12 protein-coding genes are annotated in these 18,119 nt (G+C 63.9%); 3 read left to right on the top strand and 9 right to left on the bottom strand.

Going from position 1 to position 18,119, the window contains the following annotated elements:
* Window position 1 precedes the first annotated feature (1 nt).
* From AF337_RS19580 to hglS, 6 genes are all read right to left on the bottom strand, one after another.
* Entirely contained in the window at window positions 2–1,039 is a 1,038-nt protein-coding gene (locus tag AF337_RS19580) for an ABC transporter ATP-binding protein (RefSeq protein ID WP_049733362.1), read from the bottom strand.
* Window positions 1,036–2,649 carry an ABC transporter permease gene (locus AF337_RS19575; RefSeq protein ID WP_049733361.1) on the bottom strand — a complete coding sequence of 538 codons (1,614 nt, stop codon included), beginning with the start codon at window positions 2,647–2,649 and terminating at the stop codon, window positions 1,036–1,038. Before AF337_RS19575 ends, AF337_RS19580 begins: the two co-directional genes overlap by 4 nt.
* A gap of 117 nt (window positions 2,650–2,766) precedes the next feature.
* Window positions 2,767–3,789, bottom strand: coding sequence for an iron ABC transporter substrate-binding protein (locus tag AF337_RS19570; protein ID WP_049733360.1), 1,023 nt, complete (start codon window positions 3,787–3,789; stop codon window positions 2,767–2,769).
* Between the two features lie 198 nt (window positions 3,790–3,987).
* Window positions 3,988–5,526 carry an L-piperidine-6-carboxylate dehydrogenase gene (amaB, locus tag AF337_RS19565; protein WP_049733359.1) on the bottom strand — a complete coding sequence of 513 codons (1,539 nt, stop codon included), beginning with the start codon at window positions 5,524–5,526 and terminating at the stop codon, window positions 3,988–3,990.
* Window positions 5,527–5,590: 64 nt separating this feature from the next.
* Window positions 5,591–6,874 carry an NAD(P)/FAD-dependent oxidoreductase gene (locus AF337_RS19560; RefSeq protein ID WP_049733358.1) on the bottom strand — a complete coding sequence of 428 codons (1,284 nt, stop codon included), beginning with the start codon at window positions 6,872–6,874 and terminating at the stop codon, window positions 5,591–5,593.
* Between the two features lie 67 nt (window positions 6,875–6,941).
* Window positions 6,942–8,369 carry a 2-oxoadipate dioxygenase/decarboxylase HglS gene (gene hglS / locus AF337_RS19555; RefSeq protein WP_049733357.1) on the bottom strand — a complete coding sequence of 476 codons (1,428 nt, stop codon included), beginning with the start codon at window positions 8,367–8,369 and terminating at the stop codon, window positions 6,942–6,944.
* An 84-nt stretch (window positions 8,370–8,453) separates the two neighbouring features.
* Here hglS and AF337_RS19550 point away from each other — a divergent pair, with 84 nt between their 5' ends.
* The 3 genes from AF337_RS19550 (at window position 8,454) to AF337_RS19540 (ending at window position 10,987) form a co-directional block, all read left to right on the top strand.
* Window positions 8,454–9,362: a LysR family transcriptional regulator gene (locus AF337_RS19550; protein WP_049733356.1), complete on the top strand. Its 909-nt coding sequence runs from the start codon at window positions 8,454–8,456 to the stop codon at window positions 9,360–9,362.
* 68 nt (window positions 9,363–9,430) lie between these two features.
* Entirely contained in the window at window positions 9,431–9,667 is a 237-nt protein-coding gene (locus AF337_RS19545) for an Lrp/AsnC ligand binding domain-containing protein (protein WP_049733502.1), read from the top strand.
* A gap of 141 nt (window positions 9,668–9,808) precedes the next feature.
* Window positions 9,809–10,987 carry a glycosyltransferase family 4 protein gene (locus tag AF337_RS19540; RefSeq protein WP_049733355.1) on the top strand — a complete coding sequence of 393 codons (1,179 nt, stop codon included), beginning with the start codon at window positions 9,809–9,811 and terminating at the stop codon, window positions 10,985–10,987.
* 19 nt (window positions 10,988–11,006) lie between these two features.
* Here AF337_RS19540 and AF337_RS19535 read toward each other — a convergent pair whose 3' ends face one another.
* The 3 genes from AF337_RS19535 to AF337_RS19525 form a co-directional block, all read right to left on the bottom strand.
* Window positions 11,007–14,318, bottom strand: coding sequence for an oligosaccharide flippase family protein (locus tag AF337_RS19535; protein ID WP_049733354.1), 3,312 nt, complete (start codon window positions 14,316–14,318; stop codon window positions 11,007–11,009).
* A 90-nt stretch (window positions 14,319–14,408) separates the two neighbouring features.
* Window positions 14,409–15,587 carry a glycosyltransferase family 4 protein gene (locus tag AF337_RS19530; RefSeq protein WP_049733353.1) on the bottom strand — a complete coding sequence of 393 codons (1,179 nt, stop codon included), beginning with the start codon at window positions 15,585–15,587 and terminating at the stop codon, window positions 14,409–14,411.
* 50 nt (window positions 15,588–15,637) lie between these two features.
* Window positions 15,638–18,118 carry a glycoside hydrolase family 2 protein gene (locus AF337_RS19525; protein WP_049733352.1) on the bottom strand — a complete coding sequence of 827 codons (2,481 nt, stop codon included), beginning with the start codon at window positions 18,116–18,118 and terminating at the stop codon, window positions 15,638–15,640.
* Window position 18,119: the final 1 nt, after the last annotated feature.

Below are 18,119 nucleotides of genomic sequence, written 5' to 3'. Positions count from 1 at the left end.
TTTAACTTTCGAAGATATGCGCCTTGCCCGCGATATCGAGGCGAACGAGATCGCCTCGTGAGGGAAGCGCGACGCTCGAGGTCTTGATCAGGATCGGCGGCAGGGCGACGCCATCGAGCGACACGGCGACGGTGCAGACCGCGCCGCCGAACTCCACCTCGACGACACGCCCGCCATAGCGACGATCGCTTTCATCGGCAACGACGCGGATCTGCTCGGGCCGCAGCATGATCTCCGCCTTGCCCTGACGATTGCCTTCGACGGCGACGCGGCCGAGGGCACAGTCGGCAAGGCCGTTGCGGATGATGGCCGGAAGCAGCACGGCATCGCCGAGAAATAGCGCCGTCTCGCGATCGCGGGGATGCAGATATAATGATTGTGGCGACCCGGCCTGGATCAGCCGTCCCTCTCTGAGCACCGCGACCTGATCGGCAAAGGTCAGCGCCTCTTCCTGATCATGCGTGACGAGAACGGCGGTGATGCCGGCTGCCTGCAGCACGCGCGCCACCGCCTTGCGCATGTTCTCGCGCAAGCCGGTATCGAGTGCCGAGAAAGGTTCGTCGAGCAGCATCAGCCGCGGCTTGCGCCCGAGCGCACGGGCGAGCGCCACGCGCTGCTGCTGGCCGCCGGACAGCTGGTGTGGGCGCCGCACCAGCATGCCGCGGTCGAGCTCGACCATATCGAGCAGCTCGACGATGCGCTTCTCGCGATCCACGGCACCTCGCTCGAAGCCGAAGCCGATATTCTCTGCGACGCTCAAGTGCGGAAACAGCGCGCCGTCCTGCGAAACGATGCCGATGCCGCGCTTATGGGCCGGCACCGTCGCCGGCCCATCGGCAAGGACTTCGCCATCGAGTGTCACCTTGCCGACATCGGGTTGCTCGAAGCCGGCAATGATGCGCAGCAGCGTCGTCTTGCCCGAGCCGGACGGGCCGACGACGGCCGTGCGGCTGCCTGCCTGGACGTCGAGCGAAATATCCTTCAGCGCCTGCACAGGGCCATAGCGCTTGCTGATGTTCTCGATCGTAAGCAGCGTCATTGGCCGGCGGTCCGTTTCGATTGGGTATAGAGCATAAGGGTGAGCGGCAGCGACAGCACGACCATCATGAAGGCATAGGGCGCGGCCGAGACATAATCGATCTCGCTGGTCAGCGACCAGAATTTCGTCGCCAGCGTATCGACGCCGTTGGGCGACAGCATCAGTGTCGCCGTCAGTTCATTGGTGATGCCGAGGGCAGCCAGCGCGACGCTGGCGGCCGCTCCGGGTGCGGCAAGCCGCATGGTGATCTGCCGCACCGCCTGGCCGGGCGTGCGGCCGAGGCCCATCGCGGCGCGCTCCAGCTCCACCGGCGCCTGGGCGATGCTGGCGCGCAGCCCGACCATGGCGCGCGGCAGGAAAAGCATCACATAGGCGACAAGCAGGGTTGCGAAGGTCTGGTAGAGCGGCAGCACGAGACGCACGGTGATCGTCACCAGCGCCAGCGCCACGACGACGCCAGGCAGCGAGCCGACATAATAATGGCAGGCTTCGAGCACGCGCTGGAAGCGGCCGGGCGCACGGACGGAAAGCCATGCCATCGGTGCCGCGGCAATCGTCGCCAATATGCCGCCGACAATGGCAAGCACGATCGTCTGCAGGAAGGCGCTGCCGACCTCGATGCGCCAGATCCCGGCGCCGCCGAGATAGAGCCAGCGGCCAAGCGTCACCAGCGGCACGCCGAGCGTCAGCACCGCCAGGAGGACGGGCAGCAGAACGGCCGGCACCACGAACCAGCCGAGCCGCCGGCGATCCGCCGGGCGGGGCGAGCCGGAGCCGACGCGGGCATAACGTTCGTTGCCGCGCACCAGCACCTCGAAGCCGAGCAGAAAAAGACAGCAGGCGACGAGCACGCCACCGAGCATGTTGGAGGCAGGGCTGTTGTAGGAGGACTGGAACTGGTCGACGATCGCCGTCGCGAAGGTGTCGAAGCGGATCATCACGAACAGGCCGTATTCCGAAAGCAGGTGCAGCCCGATCAGCAGCGAGCCGCCGCAAATGGCGAGCCGGAGCTGCGGCAGCACTGCCCGAAAGAAGACCCGCCAGGGATTGAGACCAAGCGAGGCCGCTGCATCCTCGATCGCCGGATCGAGACGGCGCAAGGTGGCGGCGACCGGCAGGTAGAGGAAGGGATAATAGGCGATCACCGAGATGAAGACGCCGCTCTGCAGGCCGCGCATGCCGGGGAGGAGGCTGACCCAGGCATAGCTGTGCACGAAGGCGGGCACAGCGAGTGGGGCGATGGCAAGCCAGGCCCAGAACCGCGCGAAAGGAATGTCCGTCCGCTCGGTCAGCCAGGCAAGGGTCACGGCAAGGGCGATCGACAGCGGAATGGTGATCGATTCCAGCAGGACCGTATTGACGAGCAGTTCGCCGACGCGCGGCCTGAAGACCAGGGTCTTCACCGTTTCCCAGCCGACGTCATAGGTGACCCAGCCGATGAAGCCGAGCGGCACGAGACTGAAGATTGCGACGACGGTGGCCAGCAGCACCACGGAAGCGTGCGGCATGCGCCCGCGCGGCAAAACTCTGTGCGCGGCCCTCGGCGTCACCGGCGCCTCGTTGCCGGATGCGAGCAATCTGTTGTCCTGCAGCAAGGCCGATGCCTTCATACGCCGAAAAAGGAAGGCAACCGCCTGTCAAAGGCGGTTGCCGGATATCGTCATGCCCTAAGGTTTTCTTGAGCCAAAAGCAATAGTTTTGGCCGCCGCAAGCCTGCGGCAGAAAGGTTAGATCAGGCCGGCGGCCGTCATCAGCTCGACGACCTTCTTGCTGTCCAGCGTCGAAGCTTCGACCTTCGGCGCGTTGAGATCGGCAAGCGGCGTGAGCTTGTCGTTGGAGGCTGCGTCCTTGCCGATGGCATATTCGTAGGACGTGCCGTCCTTCAGAACCGCCTGGCCGGCCTTGCCGGTAATGAACTTCAGGAAAGCCTGGGCTTCCTTCATATGCTGGGTGGACTTCAGGACGCCGCCGCCCGAGACGCTGACGAAAGCGCCCGGATCCTGGTTCTTGAAGTAGTGCAGACCGACATTCTTGCTGTTCTCGCCTGTTTTGGCCTGATCGCCGAACCAATAATAGTGGTAGATAACAGCGCCTTCGACTTCGCCGGCATTGACGGCCTTCATGGCGACGCTGTTGCCCTTATAGGGGGTGGCGTTGTCCTTGAGGCCCTTCAGCCATGTCTTGGTGGCGTCTTCGCCCTTCAGCTGCAGCAGCGCAGCGACGATCGCCTGGAAGTCGGCACCGGCAGGTGCCGCGCCCCAGCGGCCCTTCCAGGCCGGGTCTGCGAGGTCGAGCATCGACTTCGGCAGCTTGTCTTCGCTGAGCTTGGTTTTGTCATAGGCAAAAACCGTGGTGCGGGCGGCAATGCCGGTCCACATGCCGTCGGCCGGACGATACTGATCCGGCACCTGATCCAGCGTGTCCTTTTCGACGGGGGCGAAGAGGCCCGCGCCGTCGACCAGCGTCATCGCCGGCGAATTCTCGGTCAGGAAGACATCGGCCGGAGAGGCATCGCCTTCCTGGATGAGCTGGTTGGCGAACTGCATGTCGCTGCCCTGACGCATGGTGACCTTGATGCCGGTCTCCTTGGTGAAGGCATCGATCCATTCGCGGCCCAGGCTTTCGTGCTGGGCATTGTAGACGACGAGACCTTCGTCCTGCGCACTGGCGCTGCCTGCGAGCGCGGTGGCGGAGAGAAGCGAAGCGGTAAACGCAAGCGCAAGGGAAAAACGATTCAGTGCAATGGTCATGATGGCCTCCGTGGCGATGTCACCCGAGGTCTCCAAGGGCGATGAGAGGCGTATATTTTTCCTGACTGAAGATTTCAAGTTTGGCTTCGCCGGAAAAGCCATCACAATATCTTGACCAAATATTTCATATTACGAGGGAATAAGTTTCGATTAGGCCAAAAAGGCGACGCTCCTGAGCGTCGCCTTTTTGTGGGCCGCTTATTCGACGTCGAACTTGACGCCCTGCGCAAGCGGCAGGGTTCTGCCGTAATTGATCGTGTTGGTGGAGCGGCGCATATAGGCCTTCCAGGCATCCGAGCCGGACTCGCGGCCGCCGCCGGTCTCCTTCTCGCCGCCGAAGGCGCCGCCGATTTCCGCACCTGACGGCCCGAGATTGACGTTGGCGATGCCGCAATCCGAACCGCTGGCGGAGACGAAGGTTTCGGCCTCGCGCATGTCGTTGGTGAAGATCGACGACGACAGTCCCTGCGGCACGGCATTGTGCAGGGCCAGCACCGCGTCGAAATCGCTGTATTTCATCACGTAGAGGATCGGCGCGAAGGTCTCGTGCTCGACCGGGCCGGTCTGCGCGGGCATTTCGACCAGCGCCGGGCGAACGTAGAAGGCGTCGGTCAAACCGTTGCCGACACGCTCGCCACCGGTCACCTTGCCGCCGGCCGAAGCCGCCTCGCCGAGTGCTGCCTGCATCTTCTCGAAAGCCTGGCCGTCGATCAGCGGGCCGACCAGCGTGCCTGTTTCGAGCGGATTGCCGATGGTGACGGAGCCGTAAGCCTTCTGCAGGCGCGGCACCAACTGGTCGTAGACGCTGTCATGCACGAAGAGACGGCGCAGCGTCGTGCAGCGCTGGCCGGCCGTGCCCATGGCGGAGAAGGCGACGCCGCGCAGCGTCAGGTCGAGGTCGGCGCTCGGGCAGACGATCGCCGCATTGTTGCCGCCGAGTTCGAGAATGGCGCGGGCAAAACGCTGCGACAGGCGCGGGCCGACGGCGCGGCCCATGGCGGTCGAGCCGGTGGCGGAGACGAGCGGGATCTTCGGATGATCGACCAGCACTTCGCCGACATCGCGGCCGCCGATGATCAGCGTCGACAGATTGGCGGGCGCCGTGCCGCCCTCGGCGACGAAGCGCTTCAGCGCCTTTTCGAACAGCGCCTGCACGGCAAGTGCGGTCAACGGGGTCTTTTCCGAAGGCTTCCAGACGGTGGAATTGCCGCAGACCATCGCGAGTGCTGCATTCCACGACCAGACGGCGACGGGGAAGTTGAAGGCGGAGATGATGCCGACCACGCCGAGCGGATGCCAGCTTTCCATCATCCGGTGCTCGGAGCGCTCGGTGGCGATCGTCAGGCCGTAGAGCTGACGGGACAGGCCGACCGCAAAATCGCAGATATCGATCATCTCCTGCACCTCGCCGAGGCCTTCCGAGGTGATCTTGCCGACCTCGATCGAGACGAGACGACCGAGCGCCGTCTTGGCGGCCCGCAGCTCCTCGCCGAGCAGGCGGACCAGCTCGCCACGCTTCGGCGCCGGCACGGAACGCCATTCGAGGAAGGCCTTATGCGCCTCTTCGATCGCCGTCTTCGTCTCGGAGACGGTGTGCTCCCGGAGCCTGCCGATTTCCTTGCCCGTCACCGGCGAGGTGACGGAAAGCGTGCCGCCGTGATAGCGGCCGGCATCGACGCCGAGCTCGGCAAGCAGCTTGGCGGTTTCGGTGGCGAGATCGAGGACGGCGATGTTCATTGTCGTGTTTCCAATCTTGTTATTCCAGAAGTGAGTTTCGCTTCCCGGAAGCGTTTACCGGTTCTCAGAAGCGGGCATCTGCGAAATGGGCGACCTGAGCGCCGGCTTCGTACCATAGTTCCTTGAACGCCCGGAAGCTCGGCTCGGTGGGCGAGGTCAGCGGCAGCGGCAGATCGGCTTCCGAAAGCCGGCCGAGAATATGCTCGGCGAGCGTCCGGCCGAAGACCGTGCCGGGGGCAATGCCGCGGCCATTATAACCCGAAAAGCCGATCACGCCGGGGGCGAATTTGTGAAAACGCGGCAGCGCATTGTCGGTCATGCCGATCTGGCCGTACCATTCGCACTCGAATTCGACATCGCCGATCATGGGGAAGAGCCGCTTCAAGGCGCGCTTGGCCCAGCCCTTGTGCACGGCAAGCCCGGTATTACGCAGCGCTCCGACACTGCCGAAGACGAGACGTCCGGCCTGGTCCATGCGGAAGGAGGACAGAATGTCCTTGGTATCCCATGCGCCTTCCCGTCCCGGCAGGATCGACTGGCGCAGATTATGGCCGAGCGGCACGGTGGCGAAGTTGAAATAGGGCAGATAGACCTGTTCGTTGCGGACTTGTTCGAAGGGGCCGGTGCTGTAGGCATCGGTGGCGACGACGATCCAGTCCGCGCTGACCGCGCCGTTTTCCGTCTTCACGGTCCAGCGGCTGCCGTTGCGCTCCGTTGCGATGACGGGGCTCGACGTGTGGATGGCGACGCCCGCCTTGACGGCGGCATGGGCAAGGCCGCGCGCATAGGCGAGCGGCTGCAGCGTGCCGGCGCGCATGTCGAGCAGCGAACCGGTATAGGCATCGCTGCCGATGCGTCTGGCCGTCTCCGCCGCATCGAGCAGTTTCACGGGCGCGCCGCGCGCGGCCCATTGCGCCGCGCGGCTCTCGATTTCCTTCAGCCCATCCGCGCCGACCGCGCAATGCAGCGTGCCGTTGCGTTCGAGTTCGCAGGCAATCCCGTGCCTGTCGATCAGTTCCATGACGAGCTTCGGCGCATTGCCGAGCAGCTCGAGCAGGCGTTCGCCATGCACCGGCCCGAGCACGCCGGGCAGATCGTCGGGCATCACCCACATGCCGGCATTGATCAGGCCGACATTGCGCCCCGCGCCGCCGAACCCGATCTCCTTTCCCTCCAGCAGCACCACCTTCGAGCCGGCTTCGGCAAGATGCAGGGCGGAGGAGAGACCGGTGTAACCGCCGCCGACGATGACGACGTCGGCCGATACCGCGCCTGCGAGCGGCGAAGTGGCCGGCGGTTCGGCTGCGGTCTTTTCCCAGAGGCCGTGGGAGCGCGGATCATTCAGCATGGCTCAGTCCGATCGGAACGAAATCGCGCTACTCTAACGCATATGATGACGTGTTGAAGCGGCCATTTCACGCAACGGTCTTCAACTGCAGGCCCGCAAGGCCGAGCGCTTCCATCGCCGCATCGAGCGAGGCGGCCTGGCGCTCGGCATAAAGCGCCAGCTCATCCTGAACGCTGGCGCCGAGCGCCACCTCGAAGGCATCGCGGTTCGAATGCGTCGCATAATTCTGCTGCTGATCGGTGCCGAGGTTCGACTGGAAGATGCCGGCCGCGCTGACGGGCAGGAAGTCTTCGTAGACGATCGGTGAGAAGGCCAGGTAACCCTTGGCGATCAGCGCCTCCGGATCGTCGGGCAGCGTGTTGACCGCGGCGGCAATGCCAGCTGATGTGGCGGAATAGCGGAAGAAGGCCAGATCCTGCCTGCGCAGCTCGTCCCAGCTGTCCGGCAGCGCCTTGAAGCGCTCGACGAGTTCGTTGTCGTAGGCGCCGGCCTTGGCGCCGCCGGCGCCAACCTGCACTTCGCCGCGAACCGAGGCGAGCAGCCGGTCATAGAGCGCCCGGCCCTTGGCCGTCAGCGCCACGCCGCGCTGCTCGATCTCGCCGAAGCGGGCGGTGTGCGTTCCCTGAACCGCGGCCGCATCACCGGCAAAGATGATCGTTTCTTCAAGCGCCTTGAAACTCGTCTGCCGCAGCAGGATGTCGCAATGACGGCGCGGCGGCCCTTCGATGACCGCCTTCGGCGTGATGCCGCGCTCCGGCATGCGGGCCTGGACCGCGTCGATATCGAGCGTGCGCGGCGTCAGATGGTTGATATGCGGCCCTTTGAAGCTGACGACGTCGGCGATCAGCCGGTGCGCATCATGCAGCCGCTTATAGGTCTCGGCGCTGACCGTCGCCTCGCCGTGCCAGCGGAAGGTTTCGAGCGCCTCGGCGACGAATTCCGTCACTTCCGCTTCCGTCAGGCCGCCGTTCTGTTCGTGACGCTCAATCAGCGCGATGGCGCGCGGCGTATAGATGCGCCGCTTTGCCAGGATGGCCTCGGCTTCGCCGCGCAGCCCTTCGTCCTCGATCAGCTCCAATCGCAGCAGCGAGGTGAAGACACGGAACGGATTGACGTTGAGTGCGGCCTCGTCGATCGGCCGGAAGCAGGTCGAATGAACCGGCACGCCGGCGACCGAGAGATCGTAATAGCCGACCGCCTGCATGCCCATGACGGCAAACAGCCGCCGGATGGTGAAAAGCTCATCCGCCGTGCCGAGCCGGATGGCGCCGTGGCGCTCAACATCGATCCGCTCCAGCTCGCCGGCACGGGCAAGCCGCTCACGCAGTTCGGGGTCGTTTTCCAGGCAGCCGGCATTAACCTCCGCCACGAGTTCGATCAGCGTGCCGTATTGGGGCACCTCCGTCCGGTACATCTGCGACATCGCTTCGGTGAAAAGCGAGCGAATGCGGTCTGTGGAAACGAAGGCTTGCGGCATCTCAGAACTCCGGCTCATTCCGTTTTTGCAGGATGAGGCTCTTTACAACTACCATAAAGGCGGAAATATCGACATTTTGGAAATAGCTCATTCTGAAATGGAATGAACATGTTCGCTTCAAGGCGTTTTCTGCCGTCAATTTCGCATCTCGCCGCTTTCGAGGCGGTTGCCCGCACCGGCAGCGTCACGGCGGCCGCGCGTGAACTCGATCTGACGCAGAGCGCCGTCAGCCGCCAGGTGAGCGCACTGGAGGAGCAGCTCGGTGTCGAGCTCTTCTTGCGCGAACGCCAGACCATGCGGCTGACGCTTGCCGGCGACAGTTATGCCCGCGAGATCCGCGAGGCGCTGCGGCGCATATCGAGCGCTTCGCTCAACCTGCGCGCCAATCCGCATGGCGGCACGCTCAATCTCGCCATCCTGCCGACCTTCGGCACGCGCTGGCTGGCGCCGCGCCTCGGGCGCTTCCTCGCCGCCAATCCCGGCGTGACGATCAATCTGGTGACCCGGCTTTCACCTTTCGATTTCCGCCTCGATTCGATCGACGCCGCCATCCATTTCGGCCATCCGCACTGGCCGGGCGCCGAACTGACCTTTCTGATGTCGGAGCGCACGGTGCCGGCCTGCAGCTCCGATTTTCTCAAGCGATACGCGATCGCCAAGCCGCAGGATCTGCTGTCCGTTCCGCTTCTGCATCTGACCACCCGGCCCGACGCCTGGGAGCAATGGTTCGCCAGCAACGGCGTTTCCTTCGAAAACGTGCATGGCATGCTCTTCGACCAGTTCGCCACCGCCGCACAGGCTGCCATCGCCGGCCTTGGCATCGCCCTCCTGCCGACATTCCTCATGCAGGAAGAGCTCAGGCGCGGCGATCTCGTCGCCGCCGTCGACCGCGAAATGGAAAGCCGCGAGCGCTATTATCTCGCTTTTCCGCCCGAGCGCGCCGACTATGCGCCGCTTGCCGCCTTTCGCGACTGGATCGTCGCGGAGGCCGCCGCCGACCCGGCCGCGTGACGAACGGCTTGCATCGGCATGGCGCTTTCGACCATTATATCAGCCAAACAACCTTCGCAGGAAATCCCATGAAGCCGATCTTCGTCCAGCTCCAATGCGCCCCCGGCCAGACCTATGAGGTCGCCGACGCCATCTATCAGTCCGAACTGGTCTCGGAGCTCTATTCCACCAGCGGCGACTACGACCTGCTGCTGAAGGTCTATATCGAGGAAGGCCAGGATATCGGCAAATTCATCAACGACAACATCGCCAATATACCCGGTATCGTCCGCTCGCTGACGACGCTCACTTTCAAGGCGTTCTGAACCCGTCAGATACGATTAACCCTTTTATCGAAGAATCGGGTCTCGGGATGCCGCTGAAACCGCGGCTTAACGCCTGAGATAACTGGTCGTTGCTATAACAGTCCCGCCTCGGCATGAGGCGCGTGCAGCGATAGGTGGAAAATGGCGATCGTCGAGGCAGACAGGGTGCGCTGGAAGTCGCAGCCGGAAACGGCGCCGCTGGTCGTCCATGTCGTGCGCCAGTTCCTGCCCAACCGCGGCGGCCTGGAAGACGTGGTCGCCAATCTCAGCCGCCAGACCCTGCGGCGCGGTTATCGCGTTCGTGTGGTCACGCTCAATTCGCTCTTCACCGCGCCTGAGGACAAGCTGCCGCCGCGCGAAAACATCGATGGCATCGAGGTGGTGCGCATTCCCTGGTCCGGCAGCAGCCGCTATCCGCTGGCGCCCGAGGTTTTCCGCCATCTTGCCGATGCCGATCTCGTCCATGTCCACGCCATCGACTTCTTCTTCGACGCGCTCGCCTGGGGCCGGCTGCTGCATCGCAAGCCGATGATCGTCACCACCCATGGCGGCTTCTTCCACACCAGGAAATACGCCGCGATCAAGAAGATCTGGTTCCGGACGCTGACCCGCGCTTCGGCACTCGCTTATCGGCGCGTCGTCTGCTGCAGCGCCTCCGACCTCAAGCAGTTTTCCGAAATCGCACCCGACAGCCGACTGATCGAAAACGGCGCCGATATCGGCAAGTTCGCCGACACCGCTTCGCGCCGGGCAAGGCGCCGCATCGTCACCATCGGTCGCTTCTCGGTGAACAAGCGGCTGGACCATCTGCTCGATGCGATGGCCGTGCTGAAGACCCGTGACGCGGAATGGCATCTCGACGTCATCGGGGCCGAATCCGACCTGAACCGGGCCGATGTCGAAGCCGCGATCGAAGGCCGCAACCTTTCCGGCCGCGTCACCCTGCACGTCTCGCCCGACAACGGCGCCATCCGGCGCATCATCACTGACGCTTCGCTCTTTTCCTCCGCCTCGGAATATGAAGGTTTTGGCCTGGTGGCGCTGGAGGCGATGAGCGCCGGCCTGCTGCCGGTGCTGAACGCCAATGATGCCTTTACCACGCTTGCCGACCGACACCCCGTCATCACGCTTGCCGATTTCACCAATCCCGAGACTGCCGCGACCGCGATCGAAGCGGCCTATGAAACGCTCGCACGCCAACCGGACGCCGTTCGCGCCGAGCTTCTCGATGCCGCGCGCGGTTATTCCTGGGATATCGTCGCCGGGCGCTATATCGATCTCTATCGTTCGCTTGATATCGTCACTGCCGACAGGACCTGATCCCGCCGGCCTGCCCCCCTCACGCTCTCGCCAGCCGGATGATCTCGTCGAGTACGAATTTGCGCGATTGCGGCGGTGTGAGATTGTGGTCGGCATCCGGCAGCATCAGCAGCCGCACGTTCGGATAGCGCGAAAGCTTGGCCCCGCGCGGCCCGAAATGGAAATAGACGTGGTCGAGCCCGACATCGCCCTCGCTGTAGATCAGCGTCAGCGGCACCTTGCGCTTGCCGAACAGCGCGAAGGAATGCCGGACTTCGCGAGCGATATGGCGCCGGTCGGGCAGCAGCTCGAGTAGCGGCGCGATCCACGGCGACAGCCGCCGGCCGCCGGCGATGACGATATTCTGCAGCGCCGCCACCACATCCACCTGACCGCTGATGAGCCGCTTCAGCGTATCCACCCGTGCCAGACGCTGACCGTAATCATCGAGGCTGCGGGGGACGGAGACGACATGCTCTCGGCGCACCGGTATCTCCGGATCCCAGTAATAGACGAAGGGATTGATCGAAACGACGGCCTTCAACCGCTCGTCGGCAACGCCGGCGCGGAAGGCGACATAACCGCCGCTGCAGCGGCCGGCCACCATGATCGGGCCCGCGACGACGCTTTCGAGCAGATCGAGGGCGGCGACCGCATCCTCGGTCTGCGTGCTGGAATAGAGCACCTGTTCCGGCGCATCCGGCCGCGGCGGGCTGTCGCCGACATTGGCGGAATCGAAGCGCAGCGAAACGACACCCTGGCGAGCGAGCTCGCGCGCCATATCGACCGTCGTGCGTCCCCAGCCGGCATGCCGGTCATAGGCGGTCGACAGGAAGAGCACGGCATTGCCCTCGATCGCGCCGAGCGGCCGGCTGACGACGCCGACCAGATGGTCGTGGCTGCCGAAACGCACCGGCGTTTCCGCAAAACCCTCGCCGGCAAGCAGCGCGTTTTCGACCGTTGTCGGCGAATGCGCGCCGGATGTCTCCGTCGTCGCCCGCTCCAACCACGTCTTCAGCAACTCGACGACACCAGTTGGCGTCTTGGCAAACAGCGGATTGGTGGCGAGCTCGTCATAACCTTCGAAAACCGTCTGCTCGACGTCGGCACCGAGCGCCGTCAGCGCATCGGCAAAGCCGGTATCGTCGGCCTTGGCGGGACGTTCGAGGATCAGATAACGCGGTGATGCAAGCCCCTGCGGCGCGGCGATGTTGAGCTTGCCGAGTTCGGCGGCGATCTCTTCGGGCATGACGAGCCCGGCGATCTGCACCTTCGCGGTCTGGAGATGTTCCTTGCCGAGGCCAAGATCGGCATCGATGATCTTGGACCACATGTTGAGTTCGCGCAGATAGGCCCGGCCGCTCAGCACCGGCGCCAGCATGACGAGGCTATCGACGCCGTCGATCGAGGCGCCGATGCGATGGGCAAGCGTTGCGCCAAGGCCCTGTCCGATGAGGATGATGCGGTCGCAGCCGGAGAGCGACTTCAGCTTGTCGGCGGCCGCTCGGATCGAATTTTCCCAGGTTTCCAGCCTTGCCGGCAGCGGGCCGAAATCAAGCGCATCGCCGGTACCGCGATAATCGAAGCGCAGGCTCGCCACGCCGATATCCGAAAAATGCTCGGCGGCGACGCGGAAGAATTTGCGGCTGCACATCTCCTCGAAGCCCCAGGGGCTGACGAAGAGCACGGCGGCCGAACGTTTCCGGACCGCGGGATTTTCAGGCATGAACAGGCCGATCGTGCCGTCGAAGACGACAGGCAGGGCAGCGCTGCGGCCGGCACCCTCGGCCGGTTCGAGCGAGAATTCACCGGGCGCGACCTTGGCGCGGTCGGGGTCTCCAGGAAGCCGCGGCGCAATGAAATTGATCGCGTACCCCATTGGGCGCTGCAGCACGCGCGGCATCTTATCGAGAATGGAACGCATGACCTCGACATCTTCGGCCGGCATGACGCGCAGCACGCGAAGTGCCGCGAAATAGCAGAATGTGCCGGCAAGGATTGCAACGACGAGGCCGACCGGACCCCGGATGAATTCCAGCGCCGAAATCGCCCCGCAGGCACAGAGCACGGCGGCGAGCGTCACCTTCGTCAGGCTCGTATAGAGGCCCGAAAGCTGGGATCCGAATCCTGTCTGCCTGATCATCATCACCGACATCGCAACGAAGACGAGGATGCGCACGAGTGCGGCACCCTCGGCGGCAAGCCTAGGTATGATCAGTAAACAACCGACTACCATCAGAAGGCCACCTATCACACTGATGTTCAGGCGGGAGCGCGCCCTGTCCATTGACAGGAGGTAGAGGCTGAGGATCTGCATGAAGGTATAGGCTGGCGCCACCAGCGCCAGCAGCGCCACCACCGTGCCGCTGCGGCGAAACGCTTCGCCGAACACCACGAGCACCAGTTCGCTGGAGATCGCCGCAAGCCCGAGGCTCATCGGCAAGACGATATAGGCCATGCTGCGGGTGACGGCGGCGAAGACCTCGACCGGCAAGGTCGAATCATCGCTGTTATGCCGCCGCTCGGAATAATAGGGCAGCAGGCTGCCGGTCATCTGGATCGGAAGCTGCAATGCGATATTGGCGATCGACAGGCCGACGGCGTAGTAACCGACCATCTCCACCGACCAGAACTGCTGCAGGAAGAGCAACTCGAGCCGATTGAGGAAGATGGAATCGATGATGAACTGGATCGACAGGATGACGGATGAGGAGGCGAGGGCTTTCAGCGAGACCCCGCACCAGTCGCGCCGCGCAAGCAGGATCGGCAGCGTGGCGAAGAACAGCACGAGCTGGCCGAGCGCATAACCGACGAGAACGCCTTCGACGCCGTAGAAAACGGCGCCGGCGGCAACACCGGCAAGCTGCAAAATCGAGACGGCCACCGTCAGCCGGAAGAAGGCGCCGAGCTTCTTTTCGCCGATCAGGTAGAATTTGACGAAGGATCCGATCGCCTGGACGAAGAACAGCACGCCGGTGACCAGAGCGACGGACGGCGCGGTATCGGCCCAGTGCATCTCCTCCGACGTCAGGAAGAACAGGGCGTAGAGCGCCAGCAGCACGACGGTTGAAAACATCATGAAGCTAACGAGGATGGCGGCAAAGCCCCGCCGGCGGCGCATATCGTAACCTTCCGCCGAAAGCTGCGGCAAGGTCTTCAACAGCGTGATGCTCGAGCCAAGTTCGGCGATCGAGGCGCCCGTGACCACCAGCCAGAGCGAGAAGGCGACGATGCCGTTGGCCTCCGGCCCGAGCAGCCGCGCGGTTATGATCGATGACACGAAACCCGTCAGCAGCAGCAGCATGCCGGCCGCCGCATTCATCACCGAATTTGCGATAATACCCTTCGACATCCGTCCATCCGCCAAGATCGGCCGTCAGGCCGAAATACCCGTCATCTCTAATGCAAAAATATTAAAATAAAGCGGAGTGGCGACCTCACCTTAGCTCGCCTGCATCGCCGCCAGCGCCTGAAGCGCTTTCTCATAGCTGTTCTCAGCGAGGTAGCGCAGCAGGAAGGCGCGCGCCCTCTCCGCCTTCTCCTGCGCGAGCTCGGGCGCGCGGAAGATGTCGCTCAGATGCGCCGCCGCAGCTTGCGGAGAAGGATCCGCCCAGACCGCGCCCTCAAGCCCGGCAAATTCGGGATGGTTATCGACGACCGGAATGAGGGAAGAGGCGACCTGACATGTATTATCAGGGTCGCAGAAATCCGCCGTGCCTGACCAGGCGGTGGAGATAACCGGCGTGCCCTGCATGATCGCCTCGGCAACCGTCAGCCCGAAACCCTCGGAACGATGCAGCGAAAGATAGGCGTCGGAAGAACGGATGATGCCGTTGATATCGGCATTCGACAGCCTGTCGGTGACGATCCGGATCCTGGCATCACCTGCGACCGAAGCGACCAGCGCGCTGAGGGCTTCATCCTTGTTCACATCGCCGCTGGCCTTCATCAGCAGGAAGGCGCTTGGGGCTTCGGCGGCAAATAGCCTGAAAGCCTCGATCGCGGCCTGCGGATTCTTCCGGTTGATCGACGAGCCGGCGCTGAAGATGAAGCTGACGAGAAAGGCATCCTTCTCGATGCCGAACCTCTCCCGCATGCCGTCCGTCGCCGGGGCCTCGGTCACCGGATGCGGAACGACGATGACCGGCGCCTTGGTGAGTGGCGCAATCGTCCGCCGGGTGAATTCCGATGGCACGAAGATGGCGTTCATATAGCGCATGGCATTGCGCCATTCCGCCGGCACGACTTCGAGTTCCCAGGCGAAATAGCCGATATTGAAGGCGCGGGTAAAATTCGCGACACCCTTCTTCAGGATGGCGCGCGGCAGCATCGGTGGATTGAGGTGCCAGATCCGGCTCCCCGGCAGCTCGGTGGAGAGACGCGACGACGTCCATCCGGCAAAGGACTTCTCGTCCGGATGCGTGCTGACGTCGGAGAGGGAAATCGCCCTGCCCGCCTCCGACAAAGCACCGGCGCAGAGCCTTGCCGATTCGCCGACGCCGACAGCCATCGAGAGATAGCCGGCGATTTCCACCGGTTTGCGCGGATTGAAGGCAAGACGCGACCGCGGAATCAGCCGCTGCAGGACATGGGCACGCAAAAAGCGGTATGTCGTTCTCAAATCACGGTCTTTCTCAATGGATGGGCATCATTTTTCGCCGGGAGAGGACGTCAACCCGAGAGCACGACACGATGCGAACTGCCCAGGCTTCTGATTTCGCCTGCGGGCGGAAGATCACCCTCGGTGCCTGGGAGCGCTTGGAGTTTCACGCGCCGCATCGCGCCGGGGGCGAGATGGAACCAGTCGTCGGCGGGCCGATAGCCGTCGACATCGATATGCACCGATTGCGCCAGCCGGTCGGTCCTGAGATCGACGAACCAGTCGTCGCCGTCTCTGCCGAGCGATGCCTCGATGCCGGCATCATGCAACGCCTTCCCCCGTCCGCAGGGAAAGTGGAAGCTTTCCGCCAAAATGGCGCCGTCGGCGAGCGATCGTAAGCGTGCCACGCTGACATCATGCGCCGGCGGCCCGAAACGGAAGGCATAGGTGGTATCGAAAAAGGCGCCGAACAGCGCGGTAGCGGCAAGACGCTCGGTATCCCTTGCCGCCAGCTTGAAGGCCCTGCTGCCGCTGACGACCTGCTGCTTTCCGTCGCGCAGGCAGGCAACCTCCAGCTCCACGTCGAGCGCTGCATCAGTCTCGTTGACGACATGCACGTCGAGACCATTGGTGCCCTCGTCGGTGAACACCGTCTGCACCGGCCGGAAAGCGCGGCGCATCGCATACCAGACCGGCTTCGGCTCGCCGGTGGAATCGATCACCCCCCAGCCGGGGCCGGGCAACAGGTCCTGCAATGTCCAGACGAGCGCACCGTTGCAGGCGGAGCCCTTGCGCCGCCATTCGGCAAAGGTCTCTTCGATCACCTCGCCGGTGACGGCGCGGGAGAGATCGAGATAGCGGTCCGGATCTTCGCGGCGCAGCTGAGCCGGATCGAGGTCGTAGAGAAGCTGCAGGTAGAAGTCGCGGACGTCCTCGAAATCCCACGAGGCGCTGCGGTCGCGCGGCACGCGGGCCTTCCAGAGCGGGCTGTGGACGGCCGGCACGTCGAGATGACGGTGCAATGTCCTTTGTTGCGGCACATGCGCGAAGGCGAGGCTTTCGGAAGCAAACCGCACATCGGCGCGGCGCGCATCGGCAATCGGCCGCATATAGGCGCCAACACCGTAATAATGGGCGATACCGGCATTCGGTGAAAACGGCATCGCCCCGCCATGAGGCGAATTCGGGACATAGGGCACGTCGGGACGCATGCGCGTAGCGATGGCCGGGATGATCTCGTCGGTGACCGGCCCGCTCCAGAATTCCACGGGCAGACCCAGCATCGCCGCCTGCTGATGGATTTCGCTGCCGCCGCAGAGCACCGCCAGCGATGGCGAGGCCTGGACGCCGTGCAGGAATTCCTCGACCTCCGCATGCACGTGGCCGAGAAACGCCTTGTCGTTGCGCGGATAATCGAAATTGGCGAACATGAAATCCTGCCACACGAGCAGGCCGAGTTCGTCGCAGAGCGCAAAGAAATCAGGCGTCTCATAGGCCATGGTGCCGCCGATGCGGATCATGTTCATGCCGGCTTGAGCGGCAAGCCGCAGGAAAGGCTCATAATCCGCCCGCCCGCCCGGCAGACGCGCAATATCGGCCGTCGTCCACACCGCGCCGCGGCAGAAGACGCGTTCGCCGTTGACGGTGAGCGCGAAATCGTCGCCATCGGCGCCGCGCTCGACCTCGATCCGCCGGAAGCCGGTCGTGCCGAGCGGATACTCCACGCCGTCAGAAACGAGCGTCAGCTCATAGAGACGCGGAGCGCCGTGCGTGTGCGGCCACCAGGGTTCGATGTCGGAAAGCTTGAGAATAGAAGAGTAATGATTGTCGCCGATCTTCTCGAAAGGCTGCTCCATGCCGCCGCAGCGCAGCAGCATCTCGGGATGCTCGGCATTGCTGTGCAGGGAGACGCTGAGACGGCCGGCGCCATTCTCGTCCAACACGGCGCGGATGGCGACACTGTCGATGGAGACGGGATTGCGCCGCACCAGCGAAATCGGCCGCCATGGCCCGACCGCATGGATATCAGGGCACCAGCCCGGCATATGGCCGAGCAGCGTCGTGCGGAAATTCTTCAGCCCCGCCGGCGTTATCATCTGCGGCCGCCAGCGTGCACGCGGGCCGGGCTCCGACAGGCGGGGGCCGAGCGCCCGGAAGCAGAGCGCCAGCTCGTCGCCGCCCGTAAGCGTCACCGGGATTTCATGCGCCGTGAACATGCTCTCGGAAAACAGGATTTCCTGGCCGTTGAGGAAGACATGGCAAAGTGTGGCCAGCCCTGAAAAACGCAGGATCGCCTCACCGGGCTCGGCATCGAACAGCCGGCAGAGGTACCAGGCATCCCTGGTGTTCAGCGGCTCTGGGTTTTCCCGATCGAACAGCCCGGCTTTTTCGAGCGCGGCGGCAACGGTGCCGGGAACGGGTGCGGGAATGAATTGCGCGGAAAGATGAATATCATGCGGCAGGGCGCAGGCGCCCGGCTCCGTCAGGATCAGGTTCCAGCCTTCGGAAAGCAGGCTTTCCTCGGCACCGATGCTTGCCAAACGCCCCCGCATG

The sequence above is a fragment of the Rhizobium ecuadorense genome, assembly GCF_001187535.1.
In the GTDB taxonomy this organism is placed as follows: domain Bacteria; phylum Pseudomonadota; class Alphaproteobacteria; order Rhizobiales; family Rhizobiaceae; genus Rhizobium; species Rhizobium ecuadorense.
This window is presented reverse-complemented; position numbering and strand designations above follow the sequence as displayed.